Genomic DNA, 16,300 nt, shown 5'->3' with positions numbered 1-16,300 from the left:
AAACGGCTTACCATGACCTTCCACAAAAACAAACAAGTGCACCAACCCGCACCTTCACAAAGCGCCGACAACTGAGCGAGGTTAGCACGCCAAACAAGGATGTTTGGCGAGGCGCTGCTTTGTCCGGAACAAATCAGCGCCGGTGCGTTAAGGCCGAACGAAGGCGGAGGGCAGTCGAAGACCGCTTTGGGTGGTGCTGCGAGGGGGTTATTAGGGGGATTTCGCACTAAATCCCCCTAATTCGGACGCAGACATCGAAATGAAAATATCGACTAATTACCAGCGTCCGAAACCTACAGACTAAAAACCCGCAACTTTTAGAAAAATAAAAACTTTGTCAAAAACTTTCAGAAAATATAGGTGTTTAAGCAAAAACACAAACCACTGTCAAGAACCTTCAGAAAACACCCACGTTTCAGTATAAAACCACCGTTTTAAAAACCGTAATTTTAAAAACCTCAACTTTAAAACCCATAATTAAACAAAGTCATAAAAATCGGCATCAACAACGTCAGTAAAAAACCTTGTACAATCGCCGGAGGCACAATGGTTATCCCTGCCCCTTTTTGCAAAATGGGCAAAGTAAAATCCATTGAGGTGGCGCCACACAACCCAAGTGCGGTCAATTTATAGCGTCCGATTAAGGTTGGAATAACAATAATGGCACAAAGTTCACGTAAAATATCGTTTAAGAAAGTGGCACTGCCGATAATTGGACCTTGTGCTTTAGTCATCAAAATAACAGACAAGGAATACCAACCAAATCCGGACGACATCCCCAATCCAACTGGCAGTGGTAGATGTAAAATTAATGCCGCAATAATTCCACCTAAAAAGGTACTAATAATAACAATTAAGGTTGTTGCAATACCCACCTTGTTAAGCAAAATTTGCTTGAGTGAAATATTGTTACTGCGCAATGAAATACCAATCAGCAACAACAGAAACACTAACACAACTTGAATAATGTTTTCACTGTATTGCCATATAAATAATGGAAAAAGACCGACAATAAAACCCAAGATTAAAGCAATACAGACCCGTAGCGACTCCAATATCATTTTAAAACGAGAATCATAGCTTTGCTTAGTGTGCGAAGTTCTCCAAGGCAGGAAGAGATCGAATAACATTAAGAAAATAAAATTACTACCGAATGTGCAGACAAAAATAATGGCAGTATAAAATAAGATATGTTGTAAATTCGTGGTTAGATCATCTAACTGAGCCAGCTCAGAACCCATAATAAAGAGAATAAAATAGACCATCCAACTAAGGATTTGGTTAATTTTGGCTAGCCATTTTTCTTGTTTGAATTTAATCAAATAACCAATACACAATGGCACCAATGCAATTAAAATACCAAAATACATATTTTATTCCCTACTCTTATTTTTTATATTATTATCCTGTTAATTCAGCGCTTCAAGCAAATCCAATAATCTCGAATTTGCTTGCCGCTTTCATTGCGGTAGTTAACCGGCAATATGCAACAAAAAATGGCACGCTTAATGCCAAGATGAGTTGACTGTTAGTTTAAAGAGGCTAACTGCGCTTGTATCGCCAATTTTAATTGATCCAATAATGCATAACGATTGCGATACTCTGAACGTTTTTTACTGGCTATCTCTTCAATCGATTTACGATTGATTTCGTTCGGTAAGATAAATAATTCACGTTCATCTTGTTTACCGTCAATGGTTAACCAAAAATCATCATAATCCGATAAAATTCGCTCTTGTCGGCTATTGTAACGCCAGTTGTTATACACATGAGTTTTGTTACCAACAGCAACTATTTGCGGTAGCTGAAAATAATTGGCAATAATTAAAGCCGCTTCAACCGCAACCCGTTTAGGAAACAGACCGTAACACTGTTTTGTCGCCTTTTGCACCCGTATGCGAGCCTCTTGATGACCGGTACCTTGTAAACCAGCAATAAATAACGTTGGCTTTTGTTGATACTGGATAATCGAAAAAGTTAAGGTGGCTAAATCGATGCCGTCTTGATCATAAAAATAAAGGCTGATCTCCCCTTCTCGAGCAAATTTATTACGAGCTTGTATGGCGATCTGAATATTTGCATCATTTTTGACTGTGACATCAGCCAACACAAATGGCGAATTAGGATCGTAAAATGCTTTGGTCATCTTATCGCTATGCTTAGCTAAAAAATCATAATGATAAACTAACGCATCAAATCGTTCTTGCTGGGATAAGCAAGATGATAAATAAGGTCTTTGCAATTTACACGGTAAATTAGTTTGGCAAGAAAAATAGTCGCCAAGCCGTGGATACTGCCTTAGCTTATCCAGCCATTTAAGGGTAATTGGGCTTAAGAACAAAGTTCTTAAGAAAAATTTATAACGATAAGTCCGATTACGCCATAATTCATTTAACGGTAGTTTACCGCTGCAAAGCCAGTTAAAAAGTTGCCATTTGCTTTTAGGCTGGGACATATTCGTAATATTATTCATAAGCAGAAAATTTAAATCGAGTTAGTTAATTGATTAAAAAATTTATATGTGGCTAAATTATAAAATATCAATAGATATCAATGATTAGTCATAAATACAAAGCATTAAGAGTACAACACAACCTAGCGCAACGCAACCTTTGTCATTTATGTATTTGGAAACAAAATAAAAAACGGTGAACTTGTCACCGTTTCTTATCAAGACAATAAATTAAGTTGTTAAAAACTTATTATTGACCTTTAACTTCTTTAAGTCCGTTGAATGGAGCTTTAGCGCCTAAAGCTTCTTCAATACGGATTAATTGGTTATATTTAGCAACACGGTCAGAACGGCTCATAGAACCAGTTTTGATTTGACCCGCAGCTAAACCAACAGCTAAATCAGCAATTGTTGAATCTTCAGTTTCACCACTGCGGTGTGAAATTACTGCTGTATAACCAGCATCTTTAGCCATTTTAACCGCTGCAATAGATTCAGTTAATGTACCGATTTGGTTAACTTTAACTAAGATAGAGTTAGCAATACCTTTTTCAATACCTTGTTTGAAGATTTTGGTATTAGTCACAAATAGATCATCGCCAACTAATTGGATTTTGTGACCTAATGCTTTAGTTTGGTATGCCCAACCTTCCCAATCGCTTTCATCTAAACCGTCTTCGATTGAAACAATCGGATATTGTTCAGTTAAACCTTCTAAATAGTGAGTAAATTCTTGAGCAGTGAACTCTTTATTTCCTTCACCTTTTAATACATATTTACCGGTTTCTTTGTTATAGAATTCAGATGCAGCACAGTCCATCGCTAAAGTAATGTCTTTACCTAGTACATAACCTGCTTTTTCAACCGCTTCTTTGATACAAGCTAATGCTTCAGCATTTGAACCTAAGTTAGGAGCAAAACCACCTTCGTCACCAACTGCGGTATTCATGCCTTTAGCGTGTAACACTTTAGCTAAGTTATGGAATACTTCAGAACCCATACGGATCGCTTCACGTACTGTTTTAGCACCGACTGGTTGAATCATAAATTCTTGTAGATCGATGTTGTTATCAGCATGCTCACCACCATTGATGATGTTCATCATTGGTAAAGGCATAGAGTATTGACCTGAAGTTCCGTTAAGATCAGCGATATGTTGATAAAGTGGCACACCTTTCGCCGCAGCAGCAGCTTTAGCCGTTGCTAAAGAAACAGCAAGAATTGAGTTTGCACCTAAGTTAGATTTAAAATCAGTACCGTCTAAATCAATCATGATTTGGTCGATAGCTGCTTGATCTAACGCATCTTTACCTACAACTGCTTTAGCAATTGGGCCATTTACGTTTTCAACCGCTTTTAATACACCTTTACCTAAAAAGCGAGATTTGTCACCATCACGAAGTTCTAACGCTTCACGTGAACCTGTTGACGCACCTGATGGAACGATTGCTAGACCAACAAAACCACCTTCTAAATGAACTTCGGCTTCAACAGTTGGGTTACCACGAGAGTCGATGACTTCACGACCATGTACTTTAACGATTTTTGCCATGTTATTTTCCTCTATATGACAGATATATTACTAAATTTAATCCAAAACTATTTTTGTTGCTGCTCTTGATAAATTTTGGCAGCTTTCACGAAACTACTAAACAGTGGATGACCGTCACGTGGTGTTGAGGTAAATTCCGGGTGGAACTGACATGCAACAAACCATGGGTGATCAGGAATTTCAATAATTTCGACTAATTTTTTATCGGTTGAAAGACCGGTGACTTTTAATCCTGCTTTTACAACTTCCGGTAATAAATTATTGTTCACTTCATAACGATGACGGTGACGTTCGGTGATAGATTCCTTCTGATACATCTCAGATACCAACGAATTTGGCTCAAGATGACAGATTTGTGAACCTAAACGCATGGTGCCGCCTAAATCACTGTTTTCATTACGTTGCACAACATTACCCGACTCATCGCTCCATTCGGTAATAAGCGCAATAACCGGACTTGCACAATCTTTGACAAATTCAGTTGAATTCGCATCTTTAATACCTGCAACATTACGTGCATACTCAATTAAAGCAACTTGTAATCCAAGGCAGATACCTAAATAAGGGATCTTATTTTCACGGGCATAACGTGCTGCCATGATTTTGCCTTCCACGCCACGATAACCAAATCCACCCGGTATTAATATTGCGTCTAAATCTTTTAATATATCAGTACCACGTGATTCAAGATCTTCTGAATCAATATAGCGAATATGAACAGTTAACCGATTTTTTAAACCGCCATGTTTTAATGCTTCGTTTACCGATTTATACGCATCAGGTAATTCAATGTATTTACCTACCATACCAATTGTAACTTCACCGACAGGATTAGCTTCTTCATAGATGACTTGTTCCCATTCAGATAGATCGGCTTCCTTACATTCAAGATGGAAACGATTGCACACGTAGGTATCTAAATTTTGTGATTTCAATAATGCTGGGATTTTATAAATCGAATCAACATCTTTAAGAGAAATCACTGCACGTTCAGGAACATTACAAAATAGTGCAATTTTAGCTCTTTCGTTAGCAGGAATTGCGCGATCTGAACGACAAATTAGTACATCAGGTTGAATACCAATTGATAATAACTCTTTTACTGAGTGCTGTGTTGGTTTGGTTTTAACTTCACCTGACGATGCAAGATAAGGCACTAATGTTAAGTGCATAAATAAGGTATGTTCACGACCAACATCAACCGCCAATTGGCGAATTGCTTCTAAGAATGGTAGTGATTCAATATCACCAACGGTGCCACCGACTTCAACAATGGCAACATCAAAACCTTTTGCGCCTTCAATTACCCGTGATTTTATTTCATTAGTGATATGAGGAATAACTTGAACCGTAGCCCCTAAATAATCACCACGGCGCTCTTTACGTAATACATCAGAATAAATACGTCCAGTTGTAAAATTATTTTTACGCGTCATTTTTGTGCGTATAAAACGCTCATAATGCCCCAAATCAAGATCGGTTTCAGCACCGTCTTCTGTCACAAAAACTTCACCATGTTGAATCGGGCTCATTGTGCCGGGATCAACATTAATATAGGGATCAAGTTTTAGCATGGTGACTTTTAAATTGCGGGCTTCTAAAATTGCAGCTAACGATGCTGCGGCAATGCCTTTACCTAAGGAAGAAACGACACCGCCTGTAACAAAAATATAATTCGTGACCATTAATACCAGACCATTATTAATTTAATAGAATAATATTGCAGAAATTTAAACCATAAAAACTTATGCAATATATGATGAATCAGACGGGAAGTTAGTATAACAGAATATGCCTTCCCTCACAATTGAATAATTAGGTTTAATTGTTTAGTTACTCACTTTGTCTATTTATTCAAGATTAACGATAGTACCTAATCTATTTTCATAATATTTTTTAATTTCATCAATTCGACGTTGGTTAACTTTAGTGTTTTTAACTAGTTTAACGCCATTAATCACTGCGGTTAATATCATGACAATAAACACGATAACATTAATATTAATTAAAGAAAAAAATGATATTGTTTGATTTTCATCCAAATTATAGCGATGATTTGCATTAACTTTTAAAGCAGAAATCGTTTTAGAATTTTGATCTTTACCATAACGAATATCACTTACTACACCAACAATATTAACATTAGGCGAGATAGTGTTATTTAAGATATCAAAATAATAATTCACCGTTTTATATTCATACAATTTCATCGAATTGTATGGTGATTCTATGTCAATTTTGATTAATGGTCTCATGTCAATATAGCTTTGATTGGTTAAAGTAATTTCTATTCCAGACTGATATGGAGAAACAATTGTTTTTATCTCTTTTTGCAATGCGGGATTAAATGAATCTAATGTACTTGAAAGTTCCAATATTTCCATAGATTCAGCGATGATATCTAGATCAGGATTTTTTTTAGATCGCTCAAGCAATTTATCCCATCCAACACGCCTAAAGATATCACCCGTATAAAATAAATCAGTAATTCGGTATTTAACTTGATCACATTGTTCAACAGGTAAAATATTACAGCTATTGTCGATATCAATTACCATTTGACCAAGACTTTTTATTTTAGAAAAAGGGTTTTTGGTAAAAGCCTCATAACCTAACTCATAGTTAGCTCTCGCAACAGCTACTTGTTGCAATTTTTCAAAATGTTTAAATTCTTCATCATGTTTATATTGAATAAAATCGGGCGAAAATATATGTTTTAATGAGGTTTCGATGCTCATAACATCCCTTTCTTTCACCACTATTGGTTGGCTATTGATAAAGAAGTTATGGCATTGAAAATCTTCAGTTAAATCATTAACATCGCACGATGTGTTTTTAATCGAGATATTCACAATATCACCATGCTTGATATCACTATTATGTAAAGTAGTGAGATCGTTAATTTGTAGATTTTTAGATTGTTGCGAGTAATATCGATAAGCAAAATATCCATTATTAATTGGATCAGTATAATATAAGAGTGTAAAAGATAAGATGATCCCAACCCCCAATAAAATTTTATTTTGCCCAACTGATTTAGGCTGTCCAAATTGCTCTACTTCGTCATGAATAGATAACGTGTGACCATAGCGAAGTAATTTTTTACCATCCTCACTAATCACCATTTCGGTAGCAGAATCTGAACTTTTAGGGATAAAATTTGACCAATACTTAGGGTATTTTAATACCGTGTTTTCGCCTACCTCCACTATATTAGAATATTTATCATGAATTGTAGCTTCAATGACTTTCACTTGCTGTGGGGTTGATTCAAATTTAGGTTTACGCCATGCCAAAAAGGCAACGCCACCAAGAAACATTAAAATTAAAAAAGATATATTATCATCACGACTATGCCATGATAATGTCAATAAAAAGGTGGCTAATAATAAACATATCGAAATGGATAAACAATTGCTCAAGTTACTTCGAATGGTGGCTTCGAATGCTGTTTCTTCTCGTTGGTAGAGGTTATTATTAATTGATACGCCTGAATTTACCTTATCGCGGTCGATGCTTTTCAAATCATCTTCTTGATCAATTTGCGTATAATCGCGCTCATCATCATCATAAAGAGTGAGTGACTCAATATCAAAAGCATCTCTATTATCGTTGCGTTTTTCATAAAACTTGTCAATGTAAGTGTTGTCTTTTAAATCCCCAAAATCTTCAAATTCAAATTCCTCGTTTGGATCATAGTTTTCCTGTGCGGTCTTGATATCGTGATCATTAATGTTAACGACAATCGCATACTGTTTGGTAAATACGACATCAATGGTATTGAATTGATCAATATGCTTATGCATATTATATGGAAAAAATATCTCTATATCGCCTATTTCATAATAATAGTTTATTTCTTCAGTATTGTAGTTAAGACTATGACGACTACAAATCCCTTGTAGTTGCGATACTTTGTTATCAACTAATGAGGATTGAAATTTATAGGGATAAACCGCCCATTTACTGGTTAAAAACGGTTGTAATAGTGCTAGCTCTTCATCGGTGAGATCTCGTATTGGTTCACGTAGACTTAAGTAGTCGTCTAAATTATCCTTTTTTATACTGCGCTCACCTTTAAAAAGAATCCAGCTAGTTAATCCAAAAATTAAAAGACCTATTTTAACAAGTGTAAACCATTCCATAGTAATTCCTTAATCCAATTATTCCTTTATTGAAAAATGCGTTTTTAAAACAACTTTATTGTTAATCAATTCCTACTCTATTTAGCGAATTTTCCTTTAAATTCGATAAAATCTTTTAAATTATCGATATCCTTAATTGCCAATTTACCAGCAACTTTATGGATGATATCTAAATTAATCAATTCATTAACCGCTCGACGATAGACACGATCGGTAGTGCCAAAACGTTCTGCTTCCAAGTAGTTTTTTTGAAAATGATTAACGGGTTGAATATTTAGATGATGCTGATACATATCAAAAGCAATGTTATAACAGATTGAATATAAATTTCTTTTTAAGAAGATATCTAATGTTTCTTGATAATCAAAAGCAATAGCACTCGCAAAAAACAGTGCTAATTGAGGGTATTTGAGTAATGATTGATATAATTTATTAATGCTGACGATAGCGACAGTAAGTGCTTCTTCGGCAATGATATCAAATTGACATAAATAGTCGGTAAAAAACTCCATTTCACCGAAAATATGCTCATCACAATCTACTGTACCAAGATGAAATCGACGCCCATTATTGGCTTGATAACGTATCGAAATCGTACCATTATAAACAACAACTAAATTATCGACTTTACATCCTTGATGAAAAAGAGTGGTTTTTTCATCAACGATTTTCTTTTCTACAATGCATTGTTCTATAATTGATTCGAATAACTTATTGTTTTCCTGCCAATAACGGCTAAATCGACCTTTATTTAATGATTTTAATTGCATATCAACGAAGTTTTTAACCACAAACTATATACCACATCAGAATCGATAACGTATTGATACTTAATTATCTATCGCGTTACCTTATTCTGAAGAGGCGTCATTATAGTCAACCATTGTCATAAAAGCGATAACCTAAGTTAATTTCATTCATTATTTTTTGGGGCTTTTTTCTTTAAGAACATCGATATAGCCAGCATAACGATAATAACGGCATAATATATTGGTATGGTTTTCATAATAATATAAATACCTAAATAGTTATACAATATTGAGCTAATAGCCGGGCTAAACATCGCCCCGGCACTGCCAGTGATTAAAATAAATGAAACATTTTTGCTTGATGCTTTTTTTACAAAGGTTACGTACATTACAAACCTCTTTGGCATCGGTTAAATAATTTTCGGCAATAAATTTTGCTCTTAAAGGATCACCTGGCATGATAACGGTTTGTGCAAAGTCGTTGGGGTTAGCATTGATATGTGCGGTCATAATATTTCCTGAATAATGAGTGAGTTGCCTCAATTATAATAAGGATATTTTTCATTTGACTAGGACATAAGTCCGTAGCCAATGTTCGATGCCACATTTTTAGAAATTAATTTGGAAAATGACTATCGATAAAAAAAGGCGCTTAATGCGCCTTTAGCTTTGATTTTCTTTAAATTTTATCGACTTTAAATTCACTCGCCGTTAACGTTGAGCAGTTAAATTAAGCCTAAAAAATTCTATCTTTATAATATTGAGTAATTTGATTTAACCGTTTCCGATTAAATATCACTTTTTTAATTAGTAAGATGCCATTGAGTACAAACACAAATATCAAAATCGCAAACATAAAAATATTGACAATAACTGGCGAAGTTAACGAATAGATTTTTTGCTGTTCTGCTCGATAATATTCTTTAGAGTTAATTTTGAGCGCTGAAATGGTGTTATCTTGTCGATAGCTAATATCGTCGATCATTCCAATCAAATTAATATTACCTTCATCATTATTAGTTAGAAGATTGTAATAATAATTTCGAGATTCGTTTAAATCGTTATCCGTTTGTAGATGATCAATATTATATGATTGAGGTATTTCAATATAGCTAACATTGGCTAAGTTAATCTCAACATCGGACTGATCAAGTTGATAACGTAAAACCGTTCTTTTGATTTTAAACATTAACTCTTCTTTCAATCTGTGAAGATCATTGATAAATGAATCGAACCTCTTTTCTTCTAAAATAAGCGAATACGTTGGATCTGATTTAGCCTCTTTAACAATATCATCCCAATATTCTTCTTCATAATCTCTTGTATCATGTAGATTGAGTAAGCTCATTTTAATAAATTTACATTCGTAATCAAAAATATTACAAACATCATTAATATCAATTATCATCGGTCCAATATCTTTTAATTTGACAAAAGGATTAATTTCATAGCGATCAAAAGAGAACATATTGCTTTGTTTATTAAGTTCATCAACCAATTCCTTTTGGTATTTTTCAAAAAGCAACATCTCATCATCACGCACAGTTTTAACCGAATCTTTATTAAATACTCTTTTAATAATTTGCGCATTGAGCATAATTTTATTATCTTTAGCATCGAATGGTTTGGTATTGATAAAAAAGTGATTACATTTATTCTCTTGATTTATATTCTCAACATCACATGATGTGCCTTTGATAGTCATATTGATCAAATCACCACGTTTGATATCACTTTGATTTAAGCTAGTTAAATCGTTAATCTGCCAATTTTTTAATTGGTTATTGTAATAGCGATATGCCGAAATAGTATTGTTAATAGGCTCTGAAAAGCAAATAAGCGCAAGCGATAAAATCCCCGCGATAATAACTAAAAGTATATTTCGTTCGACGATTTTAGGTGGTCCAAATTCTTCTACTTCGCGATTAATTGACAACGTATGGCCATAACGAAGCAATTTTTTACTCTCTTCTACCATTTCCATCTCGATCGGCGTTGGAGTAGAACTCGGTAAAAATTTTGACCAATATTTAGGATAACTTAAATTAGTTGTTTCACTTACAACCACAGTATTATTTATAGTATCTTTATCAAATATATTGGCTTTAATAATGTTGACCTGCTTCAAATTTGTTAAACGTTTAGGTTTAACGAACAAACAGACAACCGCTAGTATAAGGCTTATAATAATAATTGCGCTTAAACCATAGCTAAGCTCCATCTGATTTGCCCATAAGACAATAAACAAAAGAGTGGCAACGACTAGGGAGATAGCAGTTAGAATACCATTGTTATGTTGATTACGGGTAAGCGCCTCTAAAGGTGTTTCATCTCTTGTGGACAAGGTTTCGTATTCAATTTTTTCTTCTTCATCTTCTTCAATATTGTAATTAATAGCATGATCATCTTTATCATCGATTAACTCATCGTCAGCGTAAAAAGATTCAGGCATCTCGATCGTTTTTATACCACTGGTAAAATTTGGATCATAATTATTGAACGCAAATTCAAGATCACAAGTATTAATATTGACTACTATGGCGTAATTCTTAGTCAAAACCACATCGACTTTATTGAACTTTTTAATAAACATAGACATTTGATAGGGAAAGAAAACCTCAATATTGTCGATTTCATAATAATAGTCGTTAACTTTTCCATTATATAACAATCCATGGTGGGTACAGCTACCTTCAATCTGTGATACTTTATAATCAATTAATGGTTTGAGTTTATAAGGTCGAACAGCTTTTTTTTTCGTTAAATAAGGTTCTAAGAGTGTTAACTCTTCTTGCGTTAGCTCTCGCGATGACTCTCGAGTTTGAATAAATCTTTTTAATCTTTGCTTATTATTACTGCGATCACTTCGATAAGATAGCCAAACACAAGTCCCAAATAACAATATCCCAATCTGTAAAATTATGTACAGTTCAAACATATTCCTTTATTTCCTTTATTTCCTTTTCATTTATTACTAAAAACAACTAAAAACAATTTGAAACTGATAAATAGATTATTTTATTTTCTCTCTTCAGTTTATGAAAACTTTATTGAATCGCTTTAATACTCAGACAAAAGGCGCTTAATGCGCCTTTAGCTTAGATTACCTTTAAATTTTCGGCTTTTAACGTTGAGTGTTTAAATTAAGCCTAAAAAGTTCTATCTTTATCATATTGAATAATTCGATTCAACCGACTAATTCAATCTTTAATCTGCCAATTTTTTTATTAAATAATATCAATAATGGTAACAACCAACCTAATGTATACGATACGTATTGTAATTTTTAATTTTAACGTTACGAATTAAATTCAAAATTGGTTTCAACAAGAACATCATACCATTAATAATGGTCGCTGAAGCTAAAAGCAAAAATAACAGCAGGTTTACACAAATTGGCAATAGATTTTCGCTGATATCTTTTTGGTATAACTCTAGCGTATTTATGGTTAATGTTGAAATGGTATGATTAGGATCATGATCAACATTTGAAACGAATCCCGACATCGTGACCACGATATGATCTATATGAAAGTTTTTGTCAGATTGTGGATCAACACTTTCACCCGATTGAGAACTTGTCTTATCTTTTAAACCAGCTAGAAGAAAATATCTTGTGGAACTGGCTAAATGAAAAGAGCTATCGGTAGATGCACTGTGAATTAATGATTTAATACATTTATCGTCCTGATTTTTAACAGGTACTTCACATGTCAATGACACATCTAAAAAATCTAATTTCACTACATCACCCGGCTTAATGTCACTGGTGACTAATTTTGAGGGATCATCAAAAAACCAACGTTTAGAATCGTGATTGTATTGATGATAAACAAATGAGAAATTGTCACTCACATCTGCTTGATAATTAACACCATAAACATAAAACGCGCCAACTAAAAAAAGCCATAAATTTCGTCCCCAAAATTTTGGTGGCCCGAATTGTTCAACCTCTTTACTAACTGACAAGTCGTAGCCATAACGAACAATTTTTTTACTGTCAACATCAACATCTAAATCAACATCAAAAGTGCTACTTTCAGGGATAAATGATTGCCAATTTTTGGGATACTTTAATTTCAAACCATGACCAATGATAATCTCATTGGATTTAACAATTTTTCTCGTTATTCTTCCTTTTACTTGATTAATAAATCTCACTTTAGCTTTATATTTTGGTTTTCGAAAATAAAAGTAAGTAGCAGCCAGAAAATTCACTCCAAACCAAAACAGATCGTTTAACTCTTTTGTATTCCAAAAACGATTAAAATAGCTTACGACAAAAAAACAAAAAAATGCCGTGAGTATCCCTCGATTTAATTTATTTCGGGAAGCTGATTCTTGCGATGTTTCTTTTCGAACTGATAAAATTTCGTAACCCAATTTTTCACTCAGTTTATCGTGTGGACTTACTTTATGAATAGCATCGTCATCGACGTTTTCACCTTGTGAGAATTTTGAAACGCCGCTTTGCCAATATGCCGAACTTTGTTTATCTTTTTTTTCATCTGCCAAATAGGTCGCATATAATGCTGAACCAATTTTGTGATCATTTAACTTAACCGCAATAGCAAAATTTTGCGTAAGCGCAATTTCAACTTCGTTATAATCACTGAGGTAACGATCCATGTTGAAAGGAAATACAATATCAATATTATGGATTTTATAGGAACACGTGTTTTCGGAAGGCAAAAATTCAGTTTGTTTGACACAACTACCGGAGATTGACATCACTTCTCGGGAAACTAAAGATGACTTTTTTTTCCCTGAAGATTGGTCACAAGCCATCGATAAATAAGTTTCTACACCTTTTCTTTCCTCTTCAGTTAACATTCTAAAAGCTTTGAGGTCTGTAACCGAACTACCTGCTATTAGCTTATTTTTATATTTATTATTTCTAAACTTTTTTATTGGATAAAAAATAATAGAACGAATCAATGTAATAAATAAGTGGATTATGGTGAAAAAAGCAAAAAACGGCATGAAACTTATTCCTTATAAATCTTGTTTTATTATAATGTAAAAAGTTAACTGTTAATTTTTTACTACAAAATTAATGATTGACGGTTTTTTCACTCCGGGATAGACCGATAATTCCGGAACGCACAATTTCAACAATATTACACGTTTCACGAATTGAGGCTAAAAACGAGTCTAATTTTTCGCTCGTTCCCGATAACTGTACAATGTAATGGGTCGCAGTCACATCAACTATCGAGCCGCGAAAAATATCAGCACAGCGCTTAACTTCATCACGAGCATCGGAACCTTTCGCCGCCACTTTAACCAGCATGATTTCACGTTCAACGTGAGGACCTTCGGTTAAATCATTCACCCGATAAACATTGACCAGTTTATGCAGTTGTTTTTGGATCTGCTCAATGACATGCTCATCCCCGGTTGTTTGAATGGTCATGCGGTGCATGGTTGGATCTTCGGTTGGCGCTGTGGTAATCGTTTCAATATTAAATCCACGTTGAGAAAATAAACCAATAATTCGTGACAAAGCGCCCGGCTCATTTTCAGTTAGAATTGATAAAATATAACGCATTATGTTCTCTCCGTTTTACTAAGCCACATTTCGTTCATTGCACCGCCACGAATCTGCATTGGGTAAACATGCTCGGTGGCATCAGTCATCACATCGACAAATACCAGACGATCCTTAATTGACAACGCTTTTTTAAGTTTAGATTCAAGTTCTTCTCGTTTAGTGATACTGATACCGACATGGCCGTAAGCTTCGGCAATTTTGGCAAAATCCGGCAGTGATTCCATATAGGAACTTGAATGTCGACCGGCATAAATCATATCTTGCCACTGTTTCACCATTCCTAAAAAGCGGTTATTGAGATTTAATACCAGCACTGGTAAGCCATATTGTAAAGCCGTTGAAAGCTCTTGTATGTTCATTTGAATACTGCCATCGCCGGTGACACAAACCACATGTTTTTTCGGGAAAGCCAATTTAACCCCTAACGCTGCCGGCAAGCCAAAGCCCATGGTACCAAGTCCGCCAGAAGTGATAAAATGACGAGGTTTATCAAACGGATAATAAAGCGCAGTAAACATCTGATGCTGTCCCACATCGGTAGTAATATAAGCATCACCCTTAGTTAACTTATACAGTACTTCAATAGCCTCTTGTGGTTTAATGCTTTCACCTTCATGGCTATAGGCTAAACAGTGACGAGCACGCCAATGATCAATTTGTTTCCACCAATCGACTAATGCATCAAGATCTCGCTCAGCCTTGATTTCATCTATTTGTGATAACATCGTTTCAACAACGACTTTGGCATCGCCCACCACCGGAATAGCAGCCGGAACGGTTTTTGAAATCGAAGTTGGGTCGATATCAATATGAATAATCTTCGCTTTTGGACAATATTTTTCCACATTATTGGTGGTTCTATCATCAAAGCGTGCACCAACAGCAAAAATGACATCCGCATTATGCATCGACATATTGGCTTCATAAACCCCATGCATGCCAATCATGCCTAAATACTTTTTATCCGTGCCGGGAAAAGCGCTAATTCCCATTAATGTTGAAGCTACCGGCAGATTTAATTTATCCGCTAAAGTTTTAATCGCCTCACTTGCGCCGGCGCTAATAACCCCACCACCAATAAAAAGGACTGGCTTTTTAGCCGCCATTAACGTGGTTAATGCTTTTTTGATCTGCCCTTTATGGCCTTGAATGGTCGGATTATAAGACCGCATTGAAACCGATTTAGGATAATGATAGTTATACTTATTCGCCGGATTAACGACATCTTTTGGTAAGTCAATCACAACCGGGCCTGGTCGACCAGTCGAGGCGATATAAAATGCCTTTTTGATCGTTTCGGGAATATCCTGACTATCTTTAATTAAAAAACTATGTTTCACAATTGGGCGTGAAATCCCCACCATATCACACTCTTGAAAGGCATCATTACCGATTAAATTACTTGCCACTTGCCCCGACAAAATAACCAGTGGTACCGAATCCATATAAGCGGTTGCAATACCAGTAATGGTATTGGTCGCACCGGGTCCGGATGTCACCAAAACCACCCCAACATCTCCTGTCGCCCTTGCATAACCATCAGCCATATGGACAGCCGCTTGCTCATGACGAACTAAAATATGTTCAATTCCACCTAACGTATGAATGGCATCATAGATATCAAGAACGCTACCACCGGGATAACCAAATATCTGTTTCACACCTTGATCAATCAATGATTGAATGACCATTTCCGCACCTGACAGCTTTGCCATAAGTTATTGCCTCCAGTATTACATATTTGTCATTTTTTATTCATTGTGCATTAACTTTTATACAAAATCAATAAAGTCAATAAGCTAAGATGATTCTCTGACTTTAATCCGAATAAAAAATTCATTTTTGTGA

General features: G+C 35.0%; 11 protein-coding genes and 1 pseudogene. 1 reads left to right on the top strand and 11 read right to left on the bottom strand.

The window, feature by feature from the left end; translation table 11 throughout:
- Nucleotides 1-99 precede the first annotated feature (99 nt).
- Nucleotides 100-240, top strand: coding sequence for a hypothetical protein (locus tag J3U37_RS09575; RefSeq protein ID WP_267346929.1), 141 nt, complete (start codon nt 100-102; stop codon nt 238-240).
- A 224-nt stretch (nt 241-464) separates the two neighbouring features.
- On the opposite strand, the gene J3U37_RS09570 is transcribed toward J3U37_RS09575, so the two are convergent.
- The 11 genes and pseudogenes from J3U37_RS09570 to ilvI all read right to left on the bottom strand — a co-directional run bounded on the left by J3U37_RS09570 (nt 465) and on the right by ilvI (nt 16,167).
- Nucleotides 465-1,370, bottom strand: coding sequence for a lysine exporter LysO family protein (locus J3U37_RS09570; protein WP_267329107.1), 906 nt, complete (start codon nt 1,368-1,370; stop codon nt 465-467).
- 158 nt (nt 1,371-1,528) lie between these two features.
- Entirely contained in the window at nt 1,529-2,473 is a 945-nt protein-coding gene (locus J3U37_RS09565; RefSeq protein WP_267374581.1) for a VirK/YbjX family protein, read from the bottom strand.
- 229 nt (nt 2,474-2,702) lie between these two features.
- Complete coding sequence (gene eno, locus J3U37_RS09560) at nt 2,703-4,004, bottom strand: phosphopyruvate hydratase (RefSeq protein WP_220217580.1); 1,302 nt, start codon at nt 4,002-4,004, stop codon at nt 2,703-2,705.
- A gap of 47 nt (nt 4,005-4,051) precedes the next feature.
- A complete protein-coding gene (gene pyrG, locus J3U37_RS09555; RefSeq protein WP_220217581.1) occupies nt 4,052-5,689 on the bottom strand; it encodes a glutamine hydrolyzing CTP synthase in 1,638 nt (545 codons plus the stop codon).
- Between the two features lie 165 nt (nt 5,690-5,854).
- On the bottom strand, nt 5,855-8,149 hold the full coding sequence (locus J3U37_RS09550; protein ID WP_267374579.1) for an IgaA/UmoB family intracellular growth attenuator: 2,295 nt from the start codon (nt 8,147-8,149) through the stop codon (nt 5,855-5,857).
- A 77-nt stretch (nt 8,150-8,226) separates the two neighbouring features.
- Entirely contained in the window at nt 8,227-8,919 is a 693-nt protein-coding gene (locus J3U37_RS09545) for a Crp/Fnr family transcriptional regulator (RefSeq protein WP_416380005.1), read from the bottom strand.
- Nucleotides 8,920-9,273: 354 nt separating this feature from the next.
- Nucleotides 9,274-9,408 (bottom strand): annotated as a pseudogene (gene deoD, locus J3U37_RS09540) (purine-nucleoside phosphorylase); the annotation flags it as partial.
- A 226-nt stretch (nt 9,409-9,634) separates the two neighbouring features.
- Nucleotides 9,635-11,836, bottom strand: a complete 2,202-nt coding sequence (locus J3U37_RS09535; protein ID WP_267374574.1) for an IgaA/UmoB family intracellular growth attenuator — start codon at nt 11,834-11,836, stop codon at nt 9,635-9,637.
- Between the two features lie 320 nt (nt 11,837-12,156).
- Nucleotides 12,157-13,881 (bottom strand): IgaA/UmoB family intracellular growth attenuator, encoded by a 1,725-nt coding sequence (locus tag J3U37_RS09530; protein ID WP_267374572.1) that lies wholly within the window; start codon nt 13,879-13,881, stop codon nt 12,157-12,159.
- Between the two features lie 70 nt (nt 13,882-13,951).
- Entirely contained in the window at nt 13,952-14,449 is a 498-nt protein-coding gene (gene ilvN, locus J3U37_RS09525) for an acetolactate synthase small subunit (protein ID WP_220217587.1), read from the bottom strand.
- Nucleotides 14,449-16,167 (bottom strand): acetolactate synthase 3 large subunit, encoded by a 1,719-nt coding sequence (ilvI, locus tag J3U37_RS09520; RefSeq protein WP_220217588.1) that lies wholly within the window; start codon nt 16,165-16,167, stop codon nt 14,449-14,451. The genes ilvN and ilvI overlap by 1 nt, the downstream gene beginning before the upstream one ends.
- Between the last annotated feature and the right edge of the window lie 133 nt (nt 16,168-16,300).

The sequence above is a fragment of the Gilliamella sp. B3172 genome (genome assembly GCF_026536465.1).
Lineage (GTDB): Bacteria > Pseudomonadota > Gammaproteobacteria > Enterobacterales > Orbaceae > Gilliamella.
The sequence above is the reverse complement of the archived record's forward strand: the minus strand, read 5'-3'. Positions and strand labels throughout refer to the sequence as shown.

Coding starts and splice junctions, on each gene's coding strand:
- J3U37_RS09575 (WP_267346929.1), top strand. CDS start 100: ATGTTTGGCGAGGCGCTGCTTTGTCCGGAACAAATCAGCGCCGGTGCG.
- J3U37_RS09570 (WP_267329107.1), bottom strand. CDS start 1,370: ATGTATTTTGGTATTTTAATTGCATTGGTGCCATTGTGTATTGGTTAT.
- J3U37_RS09565 (WP_267374581.1), bottom strand. CDS start 2,473: ATGAATAATATTACGAATATGTCCCAGCCTAAAAGCAAATGGCAACTT.
- eno (WP_220217580.1), bottom strand. CDS start 4,004: ATGGCAAAAATCGTTAAAGTACATGGTCGTGAAGTCATCGACTCTCGT.
- pyrG (WP_220217581.1), bottom strand. CDS start 5,689: ATGGTCACGAATTATATTTTTGTTACAGGCGGTGTCGTTTCTTCCTTA.
- J3U37_RS09550 (WP_267374579.1), bottom strand. CDS start 8,149: ATGGAATGGTTTACACTTGTTAAAATAGGTCTTTTAATTTTTGGATTA.
- J3U37_RS09545 (WP_416380005.1), bottom strand. CDS start 8,919: ATGCAATTAAAATCATTAAATAAAGGTCGATTTAGCCGTTATTGGCAG.
- J3U37_RS09535 (WP_267374574.1), bottom strand. CDS start 11,836: ATGTTTGAACTGTACATAATTTTACAGATTGGGATATTGTTATTTGGG.
- J3U37_RS09530 (WP_267374572.1), bottom strand. CDS start 13,881: ATGCCGTTTTTTGCTTTTTTCACCATAATCCACTTATTTATTACATTG.
- ilvN (WP_220217587.1), bottom strand. CDS start 14,449: ATGCGTTATATTTTATCAATTCTAACTGAAAATGAGCCGGGCGCTTTG.
- ilvI (WP_220217588.1), bottom strand. CDS start 16,167: ATGGCAAAGCTGTCAGGTGCGGAAATGGTCATTCAATCATTGATTGAT.